General features: G+C 33.3%; 23 protein-coding genes and 1 pseudogene. 17 read left to right on the top strand and 7 right to left on the bottom strand.

The genetic code is table 11. The annotated features are described in order from the left end of the window. Positions 1-242 precede the first annotated feature (242 nt). Complete coding sequence (locus BFS35_RS05730) at positions 243-1019, top strand: SDR family oxidoreductase (RefSeq protein WP_099579471.1); 777 nt, start codon at positions 243-245, stop codon at positions 1017-1019. A 207-nt stretch (positions 1020-1226) separates the two neighbouring features. Here the strand turns inward: BFS35_RS05730 and hxlB are convergent, their stop codons facing one another. Both hxlB and hxlA read right to left on the bottom strand, forming a co-directional pair. Further along, a complete protein-coding gene (gene hxlB / locus BFS35_RS05735) occupies positions 1227-1775 on the bottom strand; it encodes a 6-phospho-3-hexuloisomerase (protein WP_099579469.1) in 549 nt (182 codons plus the stop codon). Further along, a complete protein-coding gene (gene hxlA / locus BFS35_RS05740) occupies positions 1762-2397 on the bottom strand; it encodes a 3-hexulose-6-phosphate synthase (RefSeq protein WP_099482777.1) in 636 nt (211 codons plus the stop codon). The genes hxlB and hxlA overlap by 14 nt, the downstream gene beginning before the upstream one ends. 102 nt (positions 2398-2499) lie before the next feature. Here hxlA and BFS35_RS05745 point away from each other — a divergent pair, with 102 nt between their 5' ends. After that, complete coding sequence (locus BFS35_RS05745) at positions 2500-2865, top strand: winged helix-turn-helix transcriptional regulator (protein ID WP_099579467.1); 366 nt, start codon at positions 2500-2502, stop codon at positions 2863-2865. Positions 2866-3021: 156 nt separating this feature from the next. Beyond that, positions 3022-4173, top strand: a complete 1152-nt coding sequence (locus BFS35_RS05750) for an alcohol dehydrogenase catalytic domain-containing protein (RefSeq protein WP_099579465.1) — start codon at positions 3022-3024, stop codon at positions 4171-4173. A 35-nt stretch (positions 4174-4208) separates the two neighbouring features. Here the strand turns inward: BFS35_RS05750 and BFS35_RS14300 are convergent. Beyond that, positions 4209-4377 (bottom strand): annotated as a pseudogene (locus BFS35_RS14300) (IS256 family transposase); the annotation flags it as partial. On the opposite strand from BFS35_RS14300, the gene BFS35_RS05755 reads away from it, so the two are divergent. Then, on the top strand, positions 4359-4679 hold the full coding sequence (locus BFS35_RS05755; RefSeq protein WP_099579463.1) for a hypothetical protein: 321 nt from the start codon (positions 4359-4361) through the stop codon (positions 4677-4679). The pseudogene BFS35_RS14300 and the gene BFS35_RS05755 overlap by 19 nt on opposite strands. A gap of 30 nt (positions 4680-4709) precedes the next feature. Next, positions 4710-5168 (top strand): HIT family protein, encoded by a 459-nt coding sequence (locus tag BFS35_RS05760; RefSeq protein WP_099579461.1) that lies wholly within the window; start codon positions 4710-4712, stop codon positions 5166-5168. A 42-nt stretch (positions 5169-5210) separates the two neighbouring features. Here the strand turns inward: BFS35_RS05760 and BFS35_RS05765 are convergent, their stop codons facing one another. Together BFS35_RS05765 and relB are read right to left on the bottom strand one after the other, a co-directional pair. Next, the gene (locus tag BFS35_RS05765; protein ID WP_099579458.1) at positions 5211-5480 is read right to left on the bottom strand and encodes a type II toxin-antitoxin system RelE family toxin; all 270 of its coding nucleotides are present in this window, start codon (positions 5478-5480) and stop codon (positions 5211-5213) included. After that, complete coding sequence (gene relB / locus BFS35_RS05770; RefSeq protein WP_099579456.1) at positions 5473-5697, bottom strand: type II toxin-antitoxin system RelB family antitoxin; 225 nt, start codon at positions 5695-5697, stop codon at positions 5473-5475. Before relB ends, BFS35_RS05765 begins: the two co-directional genes overlap by 8 nt. A gap of 259 nt (positions 5698-5956) precedes the next feature. Between relB and BFS35_RS05775 the strand changes: the two genes are divergently transcribed. Beyond that, the gene (locus BFS35_RS05775; protein WP_099579454.1) at positions 5957-8218 is read left to right on the top strand and encodes an ATP-binding cassette domain-containing protein; all 2262 of its coding nucleotides are present in this window, start codon (positions 5957-5959) and stop codon (positions 8216-8218) included. Positions 8219-8393: 175 nt separating this feature from the next. Beyond that, a complete protein-coding gene (locus BFS35_RS05780; protein ID WP_099579452.1) occupies positions 8394-9212 on the top strand; it encodes a catalase family protein in 819 nt (272 codons plus the stop codon). A 123-nt stretch (positions 9213-9335) separates the two neighbouring features. On the opposite strand, the gene BFS35_RS05785 is transcribed toward BFS35_RS05780, so the two are convergent. Both BFS35_RS05785 and BFS35_RS05790 read right to left on the bottom strand, forming a co-directional pair. Then, positions 9336-10040, bottom strand: a complete 705-nt coding sequence (locus BFS35_RS05785) for a M15 family metallopeptidase (protein WP_099579450.1) — start codon at positions 10038-10040, stop codon at positions 9336-9338. Between the two features lie 46 nt (positions 10041-10086). After that, positions 10087-11520 carry a protein adenylyltransferase SelO gene (locus BFS35_RS05790; protein ID WP_240628392.1) on the bottom strand — a complete coding sequence of 478 codons (1434 nt, stop codon included), beginning with the start codon at positions 11518-11520 and terminating at the stop codon, positions 10087-10089. A gap of 170 nt (positions 11521-11690) precedes the next feature. On the opposite strand from BFS35_RS05790, the gene BFS35_RS05795 reads away from it, so the two are divergent. From BFS35_RS05795 to BFS35_RS05840, 10 genes are all read left to right on the top strand, one after another. Next, complete coding sequence (locus BFS35_RS05795) at positions 11691-12188, top strand: hypothetical protein (protein ID WP_099579446.1); 498 nt, start codon at positions 11691-11693, stop codon at positions 12186-12188. Positions 12189-12455: 267 nt separating this feature from the next. Next, positions 12456-13166 (top strand): GntR family transcriptional regulator, encoded by a 711-nt coding sequence (locus BFS35_RS05800; RefSeq protein ID WP_099579444.1) that lies wholly within the window; start codon positions 12456-12458, stop codon positions 13164-13166. Positions 13167-13223: 57 nt separating this feature from the next. Next, complete coding sequence (locus tag BFS35_RS05805; protein WP_099579442.1) at positions 13224-14321, top strand: SIS domain-containing protein; 1098 nt, start codon at positions 13224-13226, stop codon at positions 14319-14321. Then, positions 14321-15247 (top strand): 1-phosphofructokinase family hexose kinase, encoded by a 927-nt coding sequence (locus tag BFS35_RS05810; protein WP_099579440.1) that lies wholly within the window; start codon positions 14321-14323, stop codon positions 15245-15247. Before BFS35_RS05805 ends, BFS35_RS05810 begins: the two co-directional genes overlap by 1 nt. Next, positions 15247-16185 carry a tagatose 1,6-diphosphate aldolase gene (locus BFS35_RS05815; protein ID WP_099579438.1) on the top strand — a complete coding sequence of 313 codons (939 nt, stop codon included), beginning with the start codon at positions 15247-15249 and terminating at the stop codon, positions 16183-16185. Before BFS35_RS05810 ends, BFS35_RS05815 begins: the two co-directional genes overlap by 1 nt. A gap of 14 nt (positions 16186-16199) precedes the next feature. Next, the gene (locus BFS35_RS05820) at positions 16200-17978 is read left to right on the top strand and encodes a glycoside hydrolase family 35 protein (protein WP_099579436.1); all 1779 of its coding nucleotides are present in this window, start codon (positions 16200-16202) and stop codon (positions 17976-17978) included. Positions 17979-17983: 5 nt separating this feature from the next. Beyond that, positions 17984-18463 (top strand): PTS sugar transporter subunit IIB, encoded by a 480-nt coding sequence (locus BFS35_RS05825; RefSeq protein ID WP_099579434.1) that lies wholly within the window; start codon positions 17984-17986, stop codon positions 18461-18463. Between the two features lie 46 nt (positions 18464-18509). Continuing rightward, positions 18510-19406, top strand: a complete 897-nt coding sequence (locus BFS35_RS05830; RefSeq protein WP_099579432.1) for a PTS mannose/fructose/sorbose/N-acetylgalactosamine transporter subunit IIC — start codon at positions 18510-18512, stop codon at positions 19404-19406. Beyond that, entirely contained in the window at positions 19393-20235 is an 843-nt protein-coding gene (locus tag BFS35_RS05835) for a PTS system mannose/fructose/sorbose family transporter subunit IID (protein ID WP_099579430.1), read from the top strand. Before BFS35_RS05830 ends, BFS35_RS05835 begins: the two co-directional genes overlap by 14 nt. Before the next feature lie 13 nt (positions 20236-20248). Beyond that, on the top strand, positions 20249-20644 hold the full coding sequence (locus tag BFS35_RS05840) for a PTS sugar transporter subunit IIA (protein ID WP_099579428.1): 396 nt from the start codon (positions 20249-20251) through the stop codon (positions 20642-20644). The last annotated feature ends 5 nt before the right edge of the window (positions 20645-20649 follow it).

Below are 20649 nucleotides of genomic sequence, written 5' to 3' on the forward strand. Positions count from 1 at the left end.
GCCAATTCTCATCATCTGAGAATTGGCATAATTTAATTTTTAAAAATAACCTCAATCTTAACCGATACGCTGAGTCGTACCATAAATAATTAATCTTTGATTTGATGCTATTGATTGTAGTCTAATATTGCCATTAATGTTGAAAATAAGCAAAAGGACAGTGGCTGAATCGATTACTGCTTTAAGGAAGGGACTTATGGAGTTATAGCTAAAAATCATTATGGCGATAAGGAGAAAACACTATGAACTTGAATCAGTTACCGTTGAAGAATAAAAATATATTTATAACGGGTGTGAGTACAACACGTGGTATTGGATATGTTGTTGCTTTAGAATGTGCTAAACAAGGAGCATCAATTTTTATCCAATATTTTAAGAGTAGTGAAGCACCAGAGGATTTTCAGAAAGTTTGTACTGGGATTAAGCAAAACATTATTGAAGGAGCAAAGTTCAATTATATTCATGTCAATTTTGAAAATGATTCGTTCGTGGATGAAATTGAATTATTTATGCGACAAAATGGGACAATGGATTATATTATTTGTAATCATGCGCTTTCAGGTTATGACGGTTATTTACTAGAAACTACATCTGAGAATTTAGATAAGCATTGGCAAATTAATACGAAATCTAGTATCTTACTGTCCAAGTTATTTGTTGAACAGCATGATCAAAAAAATAGAGGTAAAATTATTTTCATGACTTCTGGTCAAGCCCTAGGTCCTATGCCTAATGAAATAAGCTATGCATTATCCAAAGGAGCTTTAAAAGAAATAGTTAAATCTTTAGCACATGATTTAGCGAATAAAAATATTACTGTGAATGCGATTAATCCAGGTGTAACTAATACCGGATATTTAGATGAATATGACTTAAGCGAATGGGTTGAGAATAATTTTCCATTTGGAAGATTAAGTGACCCTCAAGATACAGCTAATTTGATTACGTTCTTATTATCTGATAAAGGTTCATGGATAACCGGCCAAATTATAAATAGTGAGGGTGGATTTGTAAGATAAGTAGCAATGAACTTGAGCAGTTGTATAATATTTAAAAGCAAAGTCGGTATCATCATTTTGATATCGACTTTATTTATTATTAACCGCACTCTTAACCGATACGCTGAAGCGTACCACAAGTGATGCGTTTTTTTATTATTACATACACATGATAAGAGACCTCTCTATAATTATAGGGAGGTCTCTTTGTCTATTTTCTGAATCTTATTATTCTAAATTCGCATGATTATTCTGCATAGTTTCTTCGTCAACATTTAGTGCTTCTTGAATCGTTAACACGACACTGTCTAAATAGATTTGACTGCTCTGCTCAAAGAGACTGCCTAAAGGTTGTTTTGAACCTTCTGCATCGTATTTTGTACCAGCAGGTAATACGATGGTTAAGTCTGCAATATCAGCAATGGGTGATTCATTTTTTGTTGATAATAATAATACATATGCTTCATTATCTTTCGCTGTTTGTGCGAGCAATTTTAAATGAGCTGTAGATCCTGAACCTGATGCTATAACAAAGACATCATTTTTCTGGATTGATGGTGTAGTTGTTTCACCTACGACATATGCCTTTTTGCCTAATTGGTTTAGTCTCATGGCAAAGCTCTTAATGACGAGACCTGAACGGCCTTTACCAGCTACAAATATTGATGATGCATTCATAAGCTTTTTTGAAAATTTTTCTGAATTTGTTTCATCAACATGTGATAATGTCTGCTTTATTTCATTTAAAATTAATTCAAAATGATTAAGCATGTGCATCAACGATTTCACGACATTTTTTAGCAGCAGCTTTTGGATCATCAGCATTTGCGATACCGCCACCTACGATGATTAGGTCAGGTTTTTCGGCTGCTACTGTTTCGATTGTATCAGGTTTAATACCTCCAGCTACAGCTACTTTAGAATTTGAAATCACTGATTTCACAGTACGTAAACTTTCTAAAGGTGATACTCCTTCAGCTTGTAAATCATAGCCAGTGTGAACTGCGATATAATCAGCACCCATTTTGTCTAATTCAGCTGCACGCTGTTCTAAATTTTGAACTGCGATCATATCAACTAATAGTTCTTTACCGTGTTTGTGTGCTTCTTCAATAGCGCTTTTAATTGAAGCATCTTCAGCCACTCCTAAGATTGTTACGATATCAGCACCAAACTTTATAGCTTGGCTGACTTCATATCCAGCAGCATCCATAATTTTTAAGTCTGCTAATACTTGTGTGTTATTAACTGATTTACTCATATGTTCAACGGCAGACAGCCCTTCGTTTATAACGATAGGTGTTCCAATTTCTACGATATCAATATATTCTTCTACTTCTTGAGCTAACTTTGCTGCCTCTACTTGATCTAATAAATCGATTGCTAATTGTAATTTCATAATAATTTCTCCTATCTATCTTTTATGTTCCCATTATGGTATTATTTAAACAAAAAAACAATACTGACATTTTAGTCACTATAAATAAGTGGAGGGTTTAAATTGTTAATTGAATATAATAATAAAGAATTTTATACATCGAAAGATTTGGCGCTATCTGTAATTGGTGGTAGGTGGAAAATCGCAATCATCTATCATCTTTTACATGATGATAGATTAAGATTAAGTGAATTACAAAACAAATTGCCGGACATCAATCAACGTATGTTAATCAGACAACTTCGCGAGCTGGAACAAGACAAAATCATTGAAAGAACAGTGTACCCAGTAGTGCCACCTAAGGTAGATTACAAATTGACAGAAATAGGATTAAAACTTGATAATGTTGTTTCTTCAATTTGCAATTGGGGTGATGAGTTTTTAGAAATAATTAATAGTGATAATGGCGATAATTCAAATGAAAAATAAGAAAGGTTAAATCAATAAGAATTACAAATTACTCAACCGCTATATGGATATTTATTTTAAAGGGACTTCAAGGTTAAGAGGTTTTTATAACGCTAAGTAAGGGTATAAATTACATGCAAGTATCATACAAGTATCATATAAAGGGGAGTATTGTATATGAAGGCAGTGACATTTCAAGGCAAGAAGAAAATGAAAATGAAAAAAGTTCCAGATCCAAAGATAATTGAGCCAACTGATGCAATTATTAAGATTACCGCTTCAGGTATATGTGGATCGGATTTACATTTATATCATCAAGGCGATATGTTTATGGATAAAGATTTTGTTATTGGGCATGAACCGATGGGAATTGTTGAAGAAGTCGGTAAAGACGTTAAAAAACTAAAAAAAGGTGATCGTGTAGTAATTCCGTTTAATATAGGTTGTGGTGACTGTTTCTACTGTAATAATCAAATGGAATCGCAATGTGATCATTCTAATGAAGAACCTGCCAACTGGAAGATGGATAACGGTGCATTATTTGGTTTTGGGAAGATGCACGGAAATTTCTGGGGTGGACAAGCTGAATATTTAAGAGTTCCTCATGCTGATTTTTCTTCATTTGTTGTGCCCGATAGTGATTTAAAAGATGAACAAGTATTATTTTTATCTGATGTAGTGCCTACTGCTTACTGGAGTGTCGAACATGCAGGTGTAAAAGCAGGGGATACTGTTATCGTTTTAGGATGCGGTCCTATTGGATTAATGGCACAAAAATTTGCAAAGTTAAAAGGTGCCGCTCGTGTTATAGCAATAGATAATGTCGAACATCGACTAGAGCATGCCAAAAAATATAATGGTGCGGAAGTTTATAATTTCGATAAAGAAAAAGAAATAGGTAAACTATTAAAAGAACAAACAAGTGGCGGTGCCGATGTGGTTATCGATTGTGTTGGATTTGATGGATCGCAATCAAGCCCAGAACCAAAACTTTCAAAAAAATCTCAACAGAGAGGAACAATTAGTCCAATTATTACTGCTGCTGAATCAGTTCGTAAATTTGGTACGATTCAACTTACAGGAATTTATGGTACCCCGGCTGATAATTTCCCGATTGACTTAATATTTAATCGCAATGTTCGTGTAACTACCGGTCAAGCACCAGTCATTCATTTAATGCCTAAATTATATGAAATGATTAAAGATGAAGTATTTGATCCGACTGAAATCATCACGCATACTTTCCCGCTAGAAAAAGCGAATGAAGCTTATAAAGTTTTTGATAAAAAGCGTGATAATAATATTAAGGTTGTATTTAAGCCGGAATAATTATTTAGAAGGTTTTTTCAAATTAAGTGTGTAAGTTATTCAAGATATTTTATAACGCTATCCTTAATTTGATTATGTAAAGAAAGCTGATGCAAGACCATAGACCAGTTTGGAATGAAACCAGTTAATCAATTTTTCAAGTTCTTTTGTTCTTATGAATCGAAGTTTTAAGAGCGCATTCTCATTTGGGAATACGCCTTTTTGTTACCTTTACTTCTAACTTACTGGGAGCAGAAACAATAGAGGAATTAGAGCAACTTGAGAAAGTTGCTTTTTATATTGCAGAAGGCTTACTAGAAGAAGAAGGATTTGAGTTTTTATTTCCTTTAACTATAAAATCAATAAAATTACTTCATAAAAAGTTGTTTGGCAGAATATACAGTTTTGCCGGCGATAAAGTCAATCAACAAAGTAATTCTTGTAACATTGATACAAGAATGGGCTTAGGAAATAAGTTATCAGGTATAATTATTGAAGATGATAAGATTATTGAAATTATCAGTTGAAATTTTATAAAACAGTAGAGGAGATATGTTATGCACTGGAAAGAAAATAGAATTCTATCAGCGAAGAATGGTACGAATCCGATGGTAATAAAAGAATTAAAAGGTAGTTACGTAGTTTTTGGAGATGTTCAGTTTCTTCCAGGATATTGTGTATTACTTCCTAAAAGAGAGGTAAGATTATTAAATGATCTTACTTTAGATGAACGACAAGATTACTTATTAGACATGAGCTTAGTTGGTGATGCTATGATAAAAGCACTTAACCCGACAAGAGTTAATTATGAAATATTAGGTAACAAAGATCATTTTCTTCATGCACATTTGTTTCCGAGATATGAATGGGAAGATGAATCTGTTAGGTATATGCCAGTGTGGGCGTATGATGCATCTAATTGGTCGAATGATGAAACGGCTTACGATCCTGATAAACATGATGAAATTAGAAAACAGATAGAGGTTGAATTAAAGAAAATATATAGTGATGAATAGATAAATAAATTGAACTATTCGAAAAAAACGGATAGTTCGATTTTATTTATAAACATCTTTCCTATGCCCAACATGTAGATTAGTGATAACAAAGACATCATTATCCACATATGAAATAATGCGATAATCTCCAACTCTAAAGCGGACATAGTTTCTTAGTTCCCCTTTTAAAGATTTTCCAGGTGAGGTTGGAAAGTCTACATCCATTAAATGCTTTTGTATCCAATTTAATATTTGTTTTTGAACGGCTTTATCTAATTTTTTAAAATCTTTTTCAAATGATGAAGCAAATACAACTTTATATTTAGCCATATAATTTCAACATTTCTTCTAAAGTTTTCACTTTCTTTGCATCTTGTTCCCATAACTCAAAGTTACGATCAGCCATCATAATATCATAGTCATCTTCAAGTTTCTCCATAATTGCTGAGCGAATAAATTCCGCTTTAGAAATACCTTTTTTTGTGACATATGCTTCCAGCGCTTCGTTAATCTGATCATCTAATCTAAATGAAAGGGGTGCTGACATTTCTTACGCCTCCTTGTAGTGATAATTAACTACAATTTATCATGTATTAAATATAGACTCAATAAATTTGTATCTAATTATTTTTACTCACAGTATAAAATAAATATTTGAGAATAGAGGCGAAAGACATGTCATTTCGGCATGTCTTTTTGTTTATTATGAATTAACCGCACTCTCTACCGATACACTGAAGCATACCGCACGGAACGTACGTTCTATTTATGGTATAATAGTGCAAAGATTAAATTGGAGTGATTCGATGAAACCGATAAAGATTATTGGAGCGAAGCAGAATAATTTAAAAGATATATCGCTCGAGATTCCAAAACATCAACTGACGGTATTCACTGGTCGTTCGGGTTCTGGTAAGTCGTCTTTAGTATTCAACACGATTGCTGCTGAGAGCGAACGTCTATTGAATGAAACATATAGTACTTATATACAGAATCAACTCAGTCATTATGATAAACCACATGTGGATCGCATTGAAAATCTACCGGTCTCTATGGTAATAGGGCAGGATAGAATTGGTGGGAATTCAAGGTCAACTGTAGGAACAATTTCAGATATTTATTCTGGGGTAAGATTATTATGGTCGCGCATTGGTAAACCATTTGTAGGATATTCTATGGACTTTTCTTTTAATAATACGAATGGTATGTGCAAAACGTGTGATGGCCTAGGTTATGTAGAGGATATTGATTTAAATGAGTTATTACATTTCGATCGTTCATTAAATGAGGATGCAATCAACTTTCCTTCATTTTCTCCTGATTCGTGGCGAGGTAAAAGATATTTATACTCTGGTTTATTCGATAATGATAAGAAACTGAAAGATTATTCTAAAGAAGAAATGAACACATTTCTTTACCAGGAGCCGATTAAAATAAAAAACCCGCCATCAAACTGGCCGAAGACTGCTAAATTTGAAGGTTTAATTTATCGATTCAGAAGATCATTTCTAATCAACGATACATATGAAAAGAAGAAATTTATTAAAGATGTGAATCGTATTGTGACGGAACAAAAATGTCCGGTTTGCCACGGTAAGCGTCTGAATGACAAGATATTAAGTTGTAAAATAGAGGGCTTAAATATTGCTGAGTTTTGCGAACTAACGGTAGATGATGAGATTAAGTTTTTGAATAACATTGATGATGATAAAGCACAGTATATTATTGAACCTTTAGTTAAACAATTAGAAGCTTTAAAGCGTATTGGTTTAGGCTATTTAACATTAAGTCGGGAAACGACTACTTTATCAGGGGGAGAGTCTCAAAGAATTAAGTTAATTCGTCATTTAAATAGTCCACTTACAGATTTAGTTTATATTATTGATGAACCGAGTGTTGGCCTACATCCTGAAGATATTGAAAATATTAATCAAATTATGCTTTCCATTCGTGATAAAGGTAATACGATACTTGTTGTTGAGCATGATCCTGATGTCATTAAGATTGCAGATTATTGCGTTGATATCGGACCAGGAAGCGGCAAGCATGGAGGAGAGATTATATTTACCGGGAAATATAATGAATTGCTTAAAGTTAATAGTGCAACAGGTAAGGCGCTATCCCAACCACATACCTTTAAAGAGAAGGTAAGGGTATCAAACGAAATCTTAGAATTAAAACATATTACGAAGAACAACTTGAAAGATGTATCAGTCAATATTCCTAAGCATGTGTTAACTGCAGTCACAGGTGTTGCAGGTTCAGGTAAAAGTACGTTAATACAAACAGGACTTCGCGCAAGAGAAGATGTCATTTATATCGATCAGAAACCAGTACATGCGACAAATCGTTCCAATTTACTTACCTACCTCAATGTCTTTGATGATATTAGAGCATACTATAGCAAAGAGACAGGACTCAAAAAAGGGATGTTCAGTTATAACTCTGAAGGAGCATGTCCAAACTGTAATGGTAAAGGTGTTATAAAGACAGAGCTTGCATTCATGTCAGACTTTGTTCAACAATGCGAAGTATGCCATGGTAAACGCTATCGTCCAGAAGTACTTGAGGCAAAAGTTAAAGGATATTCTATCGCAGACATGTTGGAGCTTTCTGTAGAAGAGGCAATCGATTTCTTTCCAATAGAAAGCGTTAATCAAGTGTTGAAAAGTGTTAAGCGTACAGGACTTGACTATATGACTTTAGGACAGTCATTAGATACCCTGTCAGGTGGGGAAAGTCAACGTGTGAAACTTAGTCGATATATTAATGAGGGTGTAAAAGATAAGATATTTATTTTTGATGAACCTACAACAGGTTTACATGAAGCGGATATTGATAACTTAAAAAGTATCTTTGATTATTTAATTGATGAAAATAATACGGTGATTGTAATAGAACATAATTTAACAATGATGACTTATGCAGATTGGATGATTGACATTGGACCTCGTGCAGGACTAGATGGAGGTAAAATACTTTATAGTGGGATACCTAAAGAAATTATCTATGAAGAAAAATCATTAACAGGTAAGCATTTAAAGAGATATATAGCGATGAATAAATAATAAATCGAACTATCCGGAAAAACCGAATAGTTCGATTTCTTTATAAATATCTTTTCTGTGTCCAAATAGAAGAAATACAAGCCATAATGTATGTATTATTTGTTTGGATATTATTCGATAATTAATACAAAAGTGCCTAAATTTAGGGTAATTAATAACTAAAGGAGAGGATTTTATGAAAGATAAAGCACTTTATATCATCCAGACCATCGAAAGATTAGCAAAAACTTCAAAAGGTGGTAAGCGTGCGCATACGAAAGGGTTCAATTATTCTGGAGAAGTTAAACTGAATGTTGAAGGACTAAAGCTTTTTGGTCAGTATCACAAAGCGCATGTTAGATTATCGGATGCTTTAACAAATAAAAATCATATAACAAAGTTAGTACCGTTAAAAGGTATGGCGATTCGTTTCGAAGGGTCTAATCCTATCGATTTAGTATTAGTGACATTTCCTTATTTTCCGTGGACTAAGGCCGACTCAATATATAAACTTGCACAGTATAGCAATGCAATTCATGATGCAGATAACGTAGGTGTTAAGCTTAATTTATTCAGATATTTAATGAAGATTGAAGGATTTCATAAAGATTTGAAGAAATTTATTTTCAACCAACCTATCCTACCAACATTTAAACAGAAGGCGTATTACAATCTACATTACTTTAAAACTATTGATAATCAGTTTATTAGATTTAGAACAACGTTAAAAGATGAAACGATTATTTTACAAGCAGAGATTCATCAACAACCCCATCCTATCTCTGAATTACCGAACGATTATCAATTGATTGATATAGGAACGATTCAACTTAAAGAAGCCACTAAAGAAAATATAGAAGTGTTTGATTTATATCAAACAGGTTCAAATTTAACTCCGTTAGCTGATGATGAGATTATTCAATTAAGATCAGAAATGTATACAATTTCACATCAGAGAAGAATTGCAGAAGGTATTGATTATGATAATGTTATACCTTTGGATAAGCTGGATTAAGAAACAGATGATTTGAATTTGAATGTGTTATTTATTGAAAGAAGCGAAATACGATATATAATCGTATTTCGCTTCTTTTAAATGAGAGAATAAATAGTCATAAAATTAAGTAAGTGAAAAACATTAATACTTACAAATCACACCACGTACTGTGTGTTTACCAGAAGATAGACGTTTCTTTCCCTGAATACCGAAATACTCTTCTATTGTTACGTTATTATACTTGATACGCGCTGCATGTGTACGTCCTACATATCTAATATGCCAAGGTTCATACATAAATCCTGTGATTTGTTCTTTACCTTTTAGATATCGGATAATAAATCCGTATTTATGAGCATTTTTCTGAAGATATTTTGAGGCAGCAGTATATTCAAACGTAGTTGTTAGCGTCGCATAATTTGTGCCATCTTTAATATCCATGGCAAGTCCTAATTGATGTTCACTCGTACCAGGTCTTGCTGAAATACGGTTTGCATACGTTTGTCCGTAAGATGCAACATAACTATTGTAAAGATATTGCTGTGTTGCATACGATCTATAGCCATATGCTCCGGTTTGACCGACGATTTCAAGATTGATACCTTGTTTTCTAGCATCTGCTTTCATCTTGTTGTACCACTTAATCATCGTTTTATTGGCACCTGGATTATATTTTCGTGACATATAGTATTGTTTATTCGCTATAGGTATACCATTGATTTTAGATATTGTCTTATTACTGACATGAATAGTACAACTTTTATTGTTAGCGGCATGTGTCTCATGTAATGGGAATGTTGTAGCGACGATTAAACCAGCCAAGCTCAATTTAGCAAATGCATTCATTTGAAGTCTCCTTGTATAATGTCCTTGTTATATTATACTATGCTTTTTATGTCCCGCAATACGTCTGATACACTCTGTCAGTCGGAGGAGCTGGACTTAAATACTGTGCCTCATGATAATCATCAAAAGGATGACTCAATGCGTCAAGTAATTGATGTAACTTCGTATAATCCTGAGCAAGTGTAGCATCACTCAGTGCTTCTTCTACAAGGTGATTTCTTGGAATTACTGAAGGATTGACGGATTGCATTAAACTAAATGCATCGGTTGTAGTATCTTGCTGAATAATATCTTCCCATCGTTTATACCAGGCTTGAACATCATCGTGTTTAAAGCATACTTCTTCTTTAAATGTGTGAGTCGCTAAACTTCTGAAAGTCTTCGTAAAGTCGAGTTCATATTTCTCTAATAATGCCAGTAAATCAATCACGAGTTGGAAGTCTTGTTGTTGAATGTTCTCAATGCCAATCTTTTGACCAAAGCGTTTCATATAATGAGAAACATATAAATCCTGAAACGTACCAAGTGCAGTTTCTGCATATTGTATTGCTTGTGTTTCATCATCATCAATTAATGGAATAAGCGTTTCAGCAAAGCGTGTTAAGTTCCAAAGTGCGATACTAGGCTGATTATCGTAAGCATACCTACCATATTGATCGATTGAGCTAAATACAGTAGATGGATGATATGTGTCCATAAAAGCACAAGGACCATAATCTATTGTTTCACCACTAATCGTCATATTATCCGTGTTCATTACACCATGGATAAATGCAATTGATTGCCATTTTGCGATAAGAGAAGCTTGCCTTTCAATCACTTTATTAAGTAAAGAAAGATATGGATTATAATCATTCTGTATTTCCGGATAATGACGTGATATCGCGTAATCTGCTAATTGTTTAATATTATCTTTATTCTCAGTGCGCACTGCATATTCAAATGTGCCGACGCGTAAATTACTTTGAGCTATACGAACAAGTACAGCACCTGGTAAAGATGTTTCACGGTAAACATTGTCTCCGGTAAGGGATACTGCAAGACTTCTTGTAGTAGGAATATTTAATTGATACATCGCTTCACTAATAATATATTCTCTAAGCATCGGACCAATAGCAGCACGCCCATCGCCTGAACGAGAAAAGATTGTACGACCAGAACCTTTTAACTGTATATCATAACGCTTATTATCTTCTGTCAAATGTTCACCAAGTACATGTGCACGCCCATCTCCAAGCATTGTGAAATGACCAAATTGATGTCCGGCATATGCATGTGCAGCAGGTAGACTTCCAGGCAGTATCTCTTTTCCTGATAAGTATTCAGGATGATCCTGAATGGATACATCTATATTAAGTTGTTCTGCTAATTTTGTATTAAATATAACAACTTTAGGCTGAGCAGGTTTGTCGGGCTGACCAATTTCATAAAAGTCATCACATAACTTTAAATATGAGTTGTCGAAACGAAGATTAAACATGTGAACCTCCTTGAAAGGATATTGTAGTTTCATCTTAACATTAAGATGGATGAGATATAGCAAGTTTGCTTGTTAGAATGCCAATATATTTAAAATATTAGATTGATTTGCAAGATTGTAATTTATATAATGAAAAAGAAAATTACATAAATTTACTGGAGGATCAAAAAATGAAAAAAACTTTAGTAGTTACCTTAACAGGTGCAATATTATTAAGTACAGCATTTAGTTTGGAAAATGCAGAAGCTGCAACAACGAAGAAACTTGATGAGAAATCAAAAATTGCACTGGCTTATTTTACAAAAGATATTGGGACATATTCATTTACAAGAAAAGAAGTTGTTACAGGAAAATTCGTTACATATGGTCCAACTGGGATTTCTAAACATTACAGCAAAAATTTCGATGTATTTAATAGTGGAAAGATAGAAGGCGCACCAAAGAATATGCGTTTTTATAGCACCAAGATTTCAAAAGGAAACTTTGCAACAATTATTGGTGTCAGTGATAGTACAATTGTTATAGGTGGTACACAATCACTTATTGATTATAAAACATTAGTTAAAGGCGGAAAAAAATATAGTATGAAAAATTATTTGAAATATCAATCTTCTAAAGATTTTAAAACGATTGTTAAAAAAATGAGAATTGTGAAGTCACCATACTAAAAAAAAGAATTAAAATCATTGAATAAAATTTCTAATGATTTATTTTACCATTGAGAGGAACATTATGAATGTTGCTCTTTTTTTATTATTAAAATTTATAATAAATATTTTTTCTTGAAAAACGTTGCTATAATAAATAGTGAAATAAAGTGTTTAATGTATAGTATACAAATATAGAAAAAATTAAAAATAAAAAAATGAAAACCTTTACAAAATAAAAAAATAGAATTATAATTTAATTGGTTATAACCAGTAGGGGAGTTTGCTATGAAATCACAAGTACAATTATATTTACAGATTGCAGAGAAAATAAGAAATAATATTGATAATGGTGAATTACAGGTAGGTGATAAACTTCCATCAGAAAGAAAGCTTTGTGAATTATATGATGTGAGTCGAATTACAATTAGACAAGCTCTTGATTTACTTGAAGATGAACGTATTATTCAACGTAAACAAGGCATTGGTACTTATGTGTTACCGTCTCAATATAATCAAATTTTAAACAATTTATATAGTTTCAGTGACGAAATTATAAAAAAAGGCGACAAGCCTTCTACAAAAATGCTGGATATACAGTTAGTAAGGGTAAACGACTATATTCATAAAAGAACAGGGTTAATGCTCAATGCCCATGTCTTCAAACTAACACGTTTAAGGCTTGCAAATGATAAGCCGTTAGTACTTGAATATAGCTATATTCCACAATCTTTAGCGCCAGATCTGGATAAGTTTAACTTTAATAAGGTATCTTTATACAAAACATTATCCAATGAATATCAAATACAAATTGATAGTGCGCATGAAACGTTAGAAGCAACGATTTTAACGAAAGAAGAAGCGGAATTACTCAATAAGAAACCAAAGCATATTGCAATGTACATACAGCGTTACGCATATTCAAAAGGACAAATTGTTGAATATACACGTAGTTTAGTTGTAGGTGATGAGTATAAATATACTGTAGAGCTCTTATAAGCTCTATATTTTTTAAACCAAGTGGTTATAACATTATTACCTATGGAGGAGAAAGCAATGAATTTACATGATACACATACGTACAAAGAAATTAAACAACAACCTTTGGTGTGGCAAAAAACAGTCGAATTGGTAGATGAGAAAAAGGATAGCTTTAATGACTTCATTGAAGGTATTAAAGCTCAGGGCAAAGCGGTTAAGATTTTATTTACGGGTGCAGGATCATCTGCTTATGTTGGTGATACATTGAGAACGTTGTATCTGTCAGATAGATTTCATGATTTTGAAGTTGAATCAGTAGCAACAACTGATTTTGTTACCAATCCTGAGAATTATTTAAATCCTGATAAATCAATTATAGTAGTCTCATTTGCACGTTCTGGTAATAGTCCGGAAACGAAAGGTTCGGTAGAACTTGCTGATCAATTATCTGACAATGTTTATCACGTATTTATTACAAATAACAAGGATGGTTATTTAGCGAAATATACAGGTGAGAAGGCATTTAAAGTAATTCTTCCAGAAGAAACGAATGATAAATCATTAGCAATGACTTCTAGTTTCTCAACAATGTTGCTTACTGCGTATCTACTCTTTATCGGTGATGTTTCATCTACTTTTACATCGAATGCAGAAGAGAAGTTTGCTGACATTGAAGCATTTGCAAAACATGTTAGTGAAAAAGAATTTAAAAAGGTATTTTATGTTGGTAGTAAAGAAAATGGAGCAATCACGAGAGAAACAAGTTTAAAATTAAATGAACTTTCAGCAGGAAAAATTGAGATTGCGCGTGAAACGACGCTAGGTTTCAGACATGGTCCAAAAGCTGGATTAAAGGATGGTTCTTTATTTATTCTGCTTGCTCATAATGAACCTTATATTAAGCAATACGAAGTGGATTTAGTAAAAGAAGTGAGTAACAGTGAAAAGAATTATGAAGTATTGGTATTAGATGAAGATCATAATGATATCGGTCAAGTTATCAGTCAGTTTAAAGGTATAGAACGCGCTTTAATCTATTTAACTTTCGGTCAACTATTTGCAACTTATACATCAGTGAAAAATGGTTTGAATCCAGATAATCCTTCACCGGATGGTTTTATTAACAGAGTGGTTAAAGGTGTAGAAATTTATCCGTATGAGCAAGGTAAATAATGATTCTTGTACATTCATTTAATAGTTCTATAGACATTACGTATCAAATTGACCACTTAAATATAGGACAAGTGCATAGACCGAATACAGTTATTAAAAATGCTGGTGGTAAAGGAATTAACGTTGCAAAAGTACTTAATCAGCTTAAAGAAAATGTATTACTTATGGGTTATATCGCTGGTAATAATGGTAAGACAATAAAAACTAAATTAGAAGATATTACATTATCTAATGAATTTATTGAAACTGACGGAGAATCAAGAATTTGTATTGCGATAAATGATGGTCTACATCAGACAGAGATTTTAGAATCTGGACCGTTAATAAAAAAAGTTTACCAGAAAGAATATATCCACAAACTAAAACGAAAGCAACATTGCAATGTACAAGTTATAAGCGGTAGTACTCCGATTCTAGAAGATGCTACGCCTTTAGAGCATACGCATACAATTCTTAATAGCATTGAGTCAAATTACAATATTGTTGATGTAAGAGCATCAGAATTACAACAGTTATTGCAATACGATGAAGTGCACTGTATAAAGCCTAATGAAACAGAGTTTGATGAGTTAATTGGCTTTACATGCGAACATTTGGAACAAAGAATTGACGTGTTAAAGCATGATCCTTTATTTCAAAACAAGGATGTATTTTTAACGCTCGGTGGAAACGGTGCATTGATTAAAAGAAATAATCATTTATATCGCGCGCATATACCTAATATGCAAATAGTTAATCCTGTAGGTTCAGGAGATAGTACAGTAGCAGGTATAGCATATGGGATAGAAAATTTATTTGCTGACGAAATGATGATTAAATTTGCTATGGCATGTGGTATTTCCAACGCGATGAATGAGCAGACAGGTTATATCAGTTTATCTCAAATCAATGAATTAATAGATAAGATAAAGGTGGAGAAAATATAATGACAAAAGATTTAAGTAAATTATTAGATGATAAAGGCATCTTTGCAGCAGTTGCTGTGGATCAACGTGGCGCATTAAGAAAATTATTAGGAGAAAAAGGTACAGATGAGAATTTAGCAATCTATAAAGAATTGGTAGCTGAAACATTATCACCGCATGGTTCAGCAATCTTACTTGATCCTGAATACGGCTTTACAGCAGCAGGTAAGAAATCAAGCCAAGCTGGTTTAATCATGGCATACGAACAAACAGGTTATGAAAAGCTTGGACCAGGAAGATTTCCGAGACTTGTACAGGATTGCTCAGTAAAAAATCTTGTTGAACGTGGTGCAGACGCTATTAAATTATTGATATACGTAGATGTAGACGAATCAGATGATATCAATAAAGTAAAGGAAGCATTTGTTGAACGTGTAGGTAGTGAGTGTGTTGCAGAGAATGTTCCTTTATTGCTTGAGATTTTAGTCTATGATGATCAAATCGGCGATGAAAAAGGAAAAGATTTTGCGAAAGTACGTCCACGTAAAGTGATCGAAGCAATGAAGAAATATAGTGATAGCAGATTTAATGTAGATGTATTAAAAGTAGAAGTTCCTGTAAACATGAATTATGTTGAAGGTTATGGTGATGATTTTGTTTATACAAAAGAAGAAGCAGCAGCGTTCTTTAAGGAACAAACAGCAGCAACACATCTTCCATTTGTGTATTTAAGTGGAGGTGTTTCACCAGAGTTATTCAATGAAACGCTTATCTTTGCAAATGAAAGTGGTTCTAAATTTAACGGTATTCTTTGTGGAAGAGCAACATGGAAAGCTGGTACAGAGGTATTTTTAAATGAAGGACAAGATGCTGCAAAATCTTGGCTATTAAGCAAAGGATTAGAGAATTTAAATAATTTAAATGAAGTCAATCTTAAAAATGCCACACCATTAGTATAAAAGGATGTGAAATCATGAGTAGGTTTAAAGTTGAAGAAACATTCAAGCTTGATGGGCAGCCGTTTCATCTATTGTCAGGAGCAATCCATTACTTTAGAAGTGTCAGAGAAGATTGGGAACATAAACTATATAATTTAAAGGCGCTTGGCTTTAATACAGTTGAAACATATGTCCCATGGAATTGGCATGAATTAAGAGAAGGACAATTTGATTTCTCGGGCAATAAAGATTTAAAACATTTTATTGAACTCGCGCAGTCGATTGGTCTATATGTGATTGTACGCCCTTCTCCATTCATTTGTGCAGAATGGGAATTTGGCGGATTGCCTGCCTGGCTTTTGAAAGATAAAAATATGAAAATACGTACTTCAGATCCTGTTTATCTGGAAAAAGTGAATAATTATTATAAGGCTTTATTTAAAATTTTAACGCCATTACAAGTGGATAATGGTGGGCCGATACTTATGTTTCAAATTGAAAATGAATATGGTTCTTTTTATGAAGATAAAAAATATTTAAAAGCATTGAAAGATATGATGATTGCCAATGGTGTAACTGTACCTTTATTTACTTCGGACGGGGCATGGAAGCAGTGTCTAGATGCTGGGCATTTAGTTGAAGAAGGTGTACTACCTACTGGTAATTTTGGTTCGAGAACAGATCAGCACTTTGATAATTTAGAAGCATTTATGAAAAAGCATAATAAACAATGGCCAATCGTATGCATGGAATTCTGGGATGGATGGTTCAATCGTTGGGGAGATAAAATTATTAAACGTGATAAAACTGACTTAGCTGAACAAGTTAAGATTGCGGTTGAACGTGGTCATGTCAATTTATATATGTTCCATGGCGGTACAAACTTCGGATTCTTTAATGGCTGTTCAGCACGTGGTACGGTAGATCTACCTCAAATTACTTCGTATGACTATGATGCGCCGTTAGATGAAGCAGGTAATCCTACAGCTAAATATTTTGAACTTCAGAAAATGCTGAAAGAAACTTTAACGAATATAGAACAACAAGACCCAATTACACATCCATCTATTGCAGTAACTGATATTCGTCTTAAGGATAAAGTAAGTCTGCATAATGTACTAGATGATATTTCAACGATTACTGAAAGTTTATATCCACAATCATTTGAAGCATTAGATCATCCATATGGATATGTATTATATCGAACAGAAGTAAAACGCTCGATAGATGAGGAGAAATTTAAAATAATTGATGCACGTGATAGGGTCCAGTTATTTTTAAATCATCAACTGAAATATACAGCTTATCAACAAGAAATTGGTGAAGAATTCACGTTGCCGTTAGAGGAACATAATCAAATTGATGTATTAGTAGAAAATATGGGCCGTGTCAATTATGGCTATAAATTATTTGCAAGTACACAGTATAAAGGATTAGGCCAGGGATTGATGATGGATTTACACTTTGTCAACCATTGGAAACAATATGCGATTGATTTTGATCGTATACAAAAGATTGATTATACTCGTGGTTTTGTTGATAACACACCAGCATTTTATCGCTATGAATTTAATTTAGATGAAATTGCTGATACGTATCTGGATATGAGTGATTTCGGAAAAGGTATTGCATTTATCAACGGTTTTAATCTAGGACGTTACTGGGAAAAAGGACCGATTGTATCTTTATATATTTCTAAATCGTTATTAAAACATGGTAAAAATGAAATTGTTGTGTTCGATACAGAAGGAAAATATGCAGAAATATTAAGCACAAGAACAGCACATAAAAATATATTACTAGAAAAGGAATGATTTAAATGACAATTATTGCAAATCGTATTGATGGACGACTCATACATGGACAAGTAGCAAACTTATGGAGTACTAAGTTAAATATTACACGTTTCATGGTAATTGATGATGAAGTAGCACAAAGTGATATCGATAAAAGCGGCTTAAAGTTAGCAACGCCTGCAGGTATTAAATTATCAGTACTTCCTGTAGAAAAAGCTGCAAATAATATTTTAGCTGGAAAATATGATTCACAACGATTAATGATTATCGCTAAAAAACCTGATCGTTTCTTAAGATTAATTGAATATGGTGTACCGATTGACATACTGAATGTTGGTAATATGTCACAAACATCAGAAACGAAATCAATTACAAAGTCAATTAACGTTACCGATGAGGATGTTGAAGTATTTAAACAGTTAAATGAAAAAGGTGTAAAAATAGTGAATCAAATGGTTCCTAATGATAGCGTCAATGATTTTATGGCATTATTAAAAAACTGATTAAGTAATAAGAAAAAATAAAAAATATAAACAGAGGTGAAATATTATGGAGATTTTATGGTGGCAAATAGCATTATTATCTTTATACGCTGGTTATCAAATTCTAGATGAGTTACAAATTTATTCATCATTAAGCCAACCTGTTTTTGCAGGATTAATTTCAGGATTAATTATGGGAGATATCAAGACAGGTTTAATTATTGGTGGTAGTATGCAACTTACAATTTTAGGGGTTGGAACATTTGGTGGAGCAAGCCGTATCGATGCAAACTCAGGTACAATTCTTGCAGTAGCCTTCTCATCAGCATTAGGGATGAGTCCTCAACAAGCACTTGCAACATTAGCAGTGCCAGTAGCAAGTTTAATGATTCAAACAGATATTTTAGCACGTTTTGCCAACACGTTCTTTGCACACCGAGTAGATGCTAAAATTGAACAAATGGATTATAAAGGTATCGAACGTAACTTCTTACTTGGTATGGTACCTTGGTCTTTATCACGTATGATTCCGGTTTTCTTAGCACTTGCATTTGGAGGTAAGCTAGTAAAAGCTGTGGTTAATTATTTGAATACAGATTTAAAATGGCTTGGAGATGGTTTAACAGTGGCGGGTGCTGTATTACCAGCAGTCGGATTTGCGATCCTGTTACGTTATTTACCTGTAAGAAAGCACTTACCACATTTTATTATCGGATTTGTACTTGCAGCAATCTTTGTAACAATCTTTGATGGTATTAGTGGACTTAGTGGTGCCGTAAGCGGATTAGACAAAAACTTTGTTAATGCCTCAACAAACTTACCAATGCTTGCTATTGCATTAATAGGTCTTGCATTTGCAATCATGGAATATAAAAAATCAATTGAAGTTAAACCGAAACTTGCAGGAACAACAACTTCTGCGAATGTAATTGAGGAAGGAGAGATTGAAGATGACGAACTCTAATGAAAAAGCAACACCAGTAGTGCATAAACCTTATGAATTAACTAAAAAAGACTTTAATCAAATTAACCGTCGTTCATTATTAACATTTCAATTAGGATGGAACTATGAAAGAATGCAGGGTTCAGGTTATCTTTATACAATTCTTCCTCAACTAAGAAAAATGTATGGTGATGATACACCTGAATTGAAAGAAATGATGAAAACACATGCACAGTTCTTTAATACGAGTAACTTCTTCAATACAACAATTACTGGTATCGATCTAGCTATTGAAAGTAAAGAAGGGTATCAATCTAAAGACTCAGTTGCAGGTTTAAAAACTGGATTAATGGGACCATTTGCCGCTGTCGGTGACTCAATCTTCGGTTCTTTAGTGCCAACAATCTTTGGGGCTTTAGCAGCAAATATGGCAGTAAACGGAAATCCGATTGGTGCATTCATTTGGCTATTTGCTCAAATTTTAATCATGGTCTTCCGTTGGAAACAGTTAGAATATGCATATAAAGAAGGTATTTCATTAGTAACAACAATGCAACATAGATTAGAAGCATTAACCAATGCAGCAACGATGCTCGGAGTATTCATGGTAGGGGCACTTGTCGCAACGATGGTAAGAGTGAAGTTCGTATGGGCTCCTAAAATAGGTGATTTAACAATCAACGTTCAAAATAATATTGATATGATTTTACCACGTTTAGTACCATTACTTATTGTATTAGGTGTGTACTGGTTATTAGGCCGTAAAAATATGAACTCAACGCGTGCTATCTTTATAGTATTAATTGTTTCAGTTATATTATCAGCATTAGGTGTATTAGGCAAAATGTAAGGAAGTGAACAGAATGGAGAAATTAATTTTAGTAAGTCATGGTGGCTTTTCAAAAGGATTAAAAGAAAGCACTGAAATGATACTCGGGCCACAGGATTATCTCTATGCAGTATCATTAAATCCAGAATATGGTGAAGAAGAATTTATCAGTAAGTTTGATGAAGCACGTAAAGAAGCAGATTCAGTTGTTGTCTTTGCGGATCTTCTAGGTGGCACACCTTGTAATGCAGTCTCAAAACTTATCATGCAAGGTGAGGATATTGAATTATACGCAGGAATGAGTCTTCCTATGGTGATTACTTATATTAATGGTAGAATGATAGGAGAAAAAGCAAATATTATCGAGAAATCAAAAGAATATGTCGTTCATGTAAATGAAATGCTTGCTTCTTTTGATGAAGATGAATAGGAAAG

This window comes from Macrococcoides goetzii (genome assembly GCF_002742385.2).
Taxonomy (GTDB): Bacteria; Bacillota; Bacilli; order Staphylococcales; family Staphylococcaceae; genus Macrococcoides; species Macrococcoides goetzii.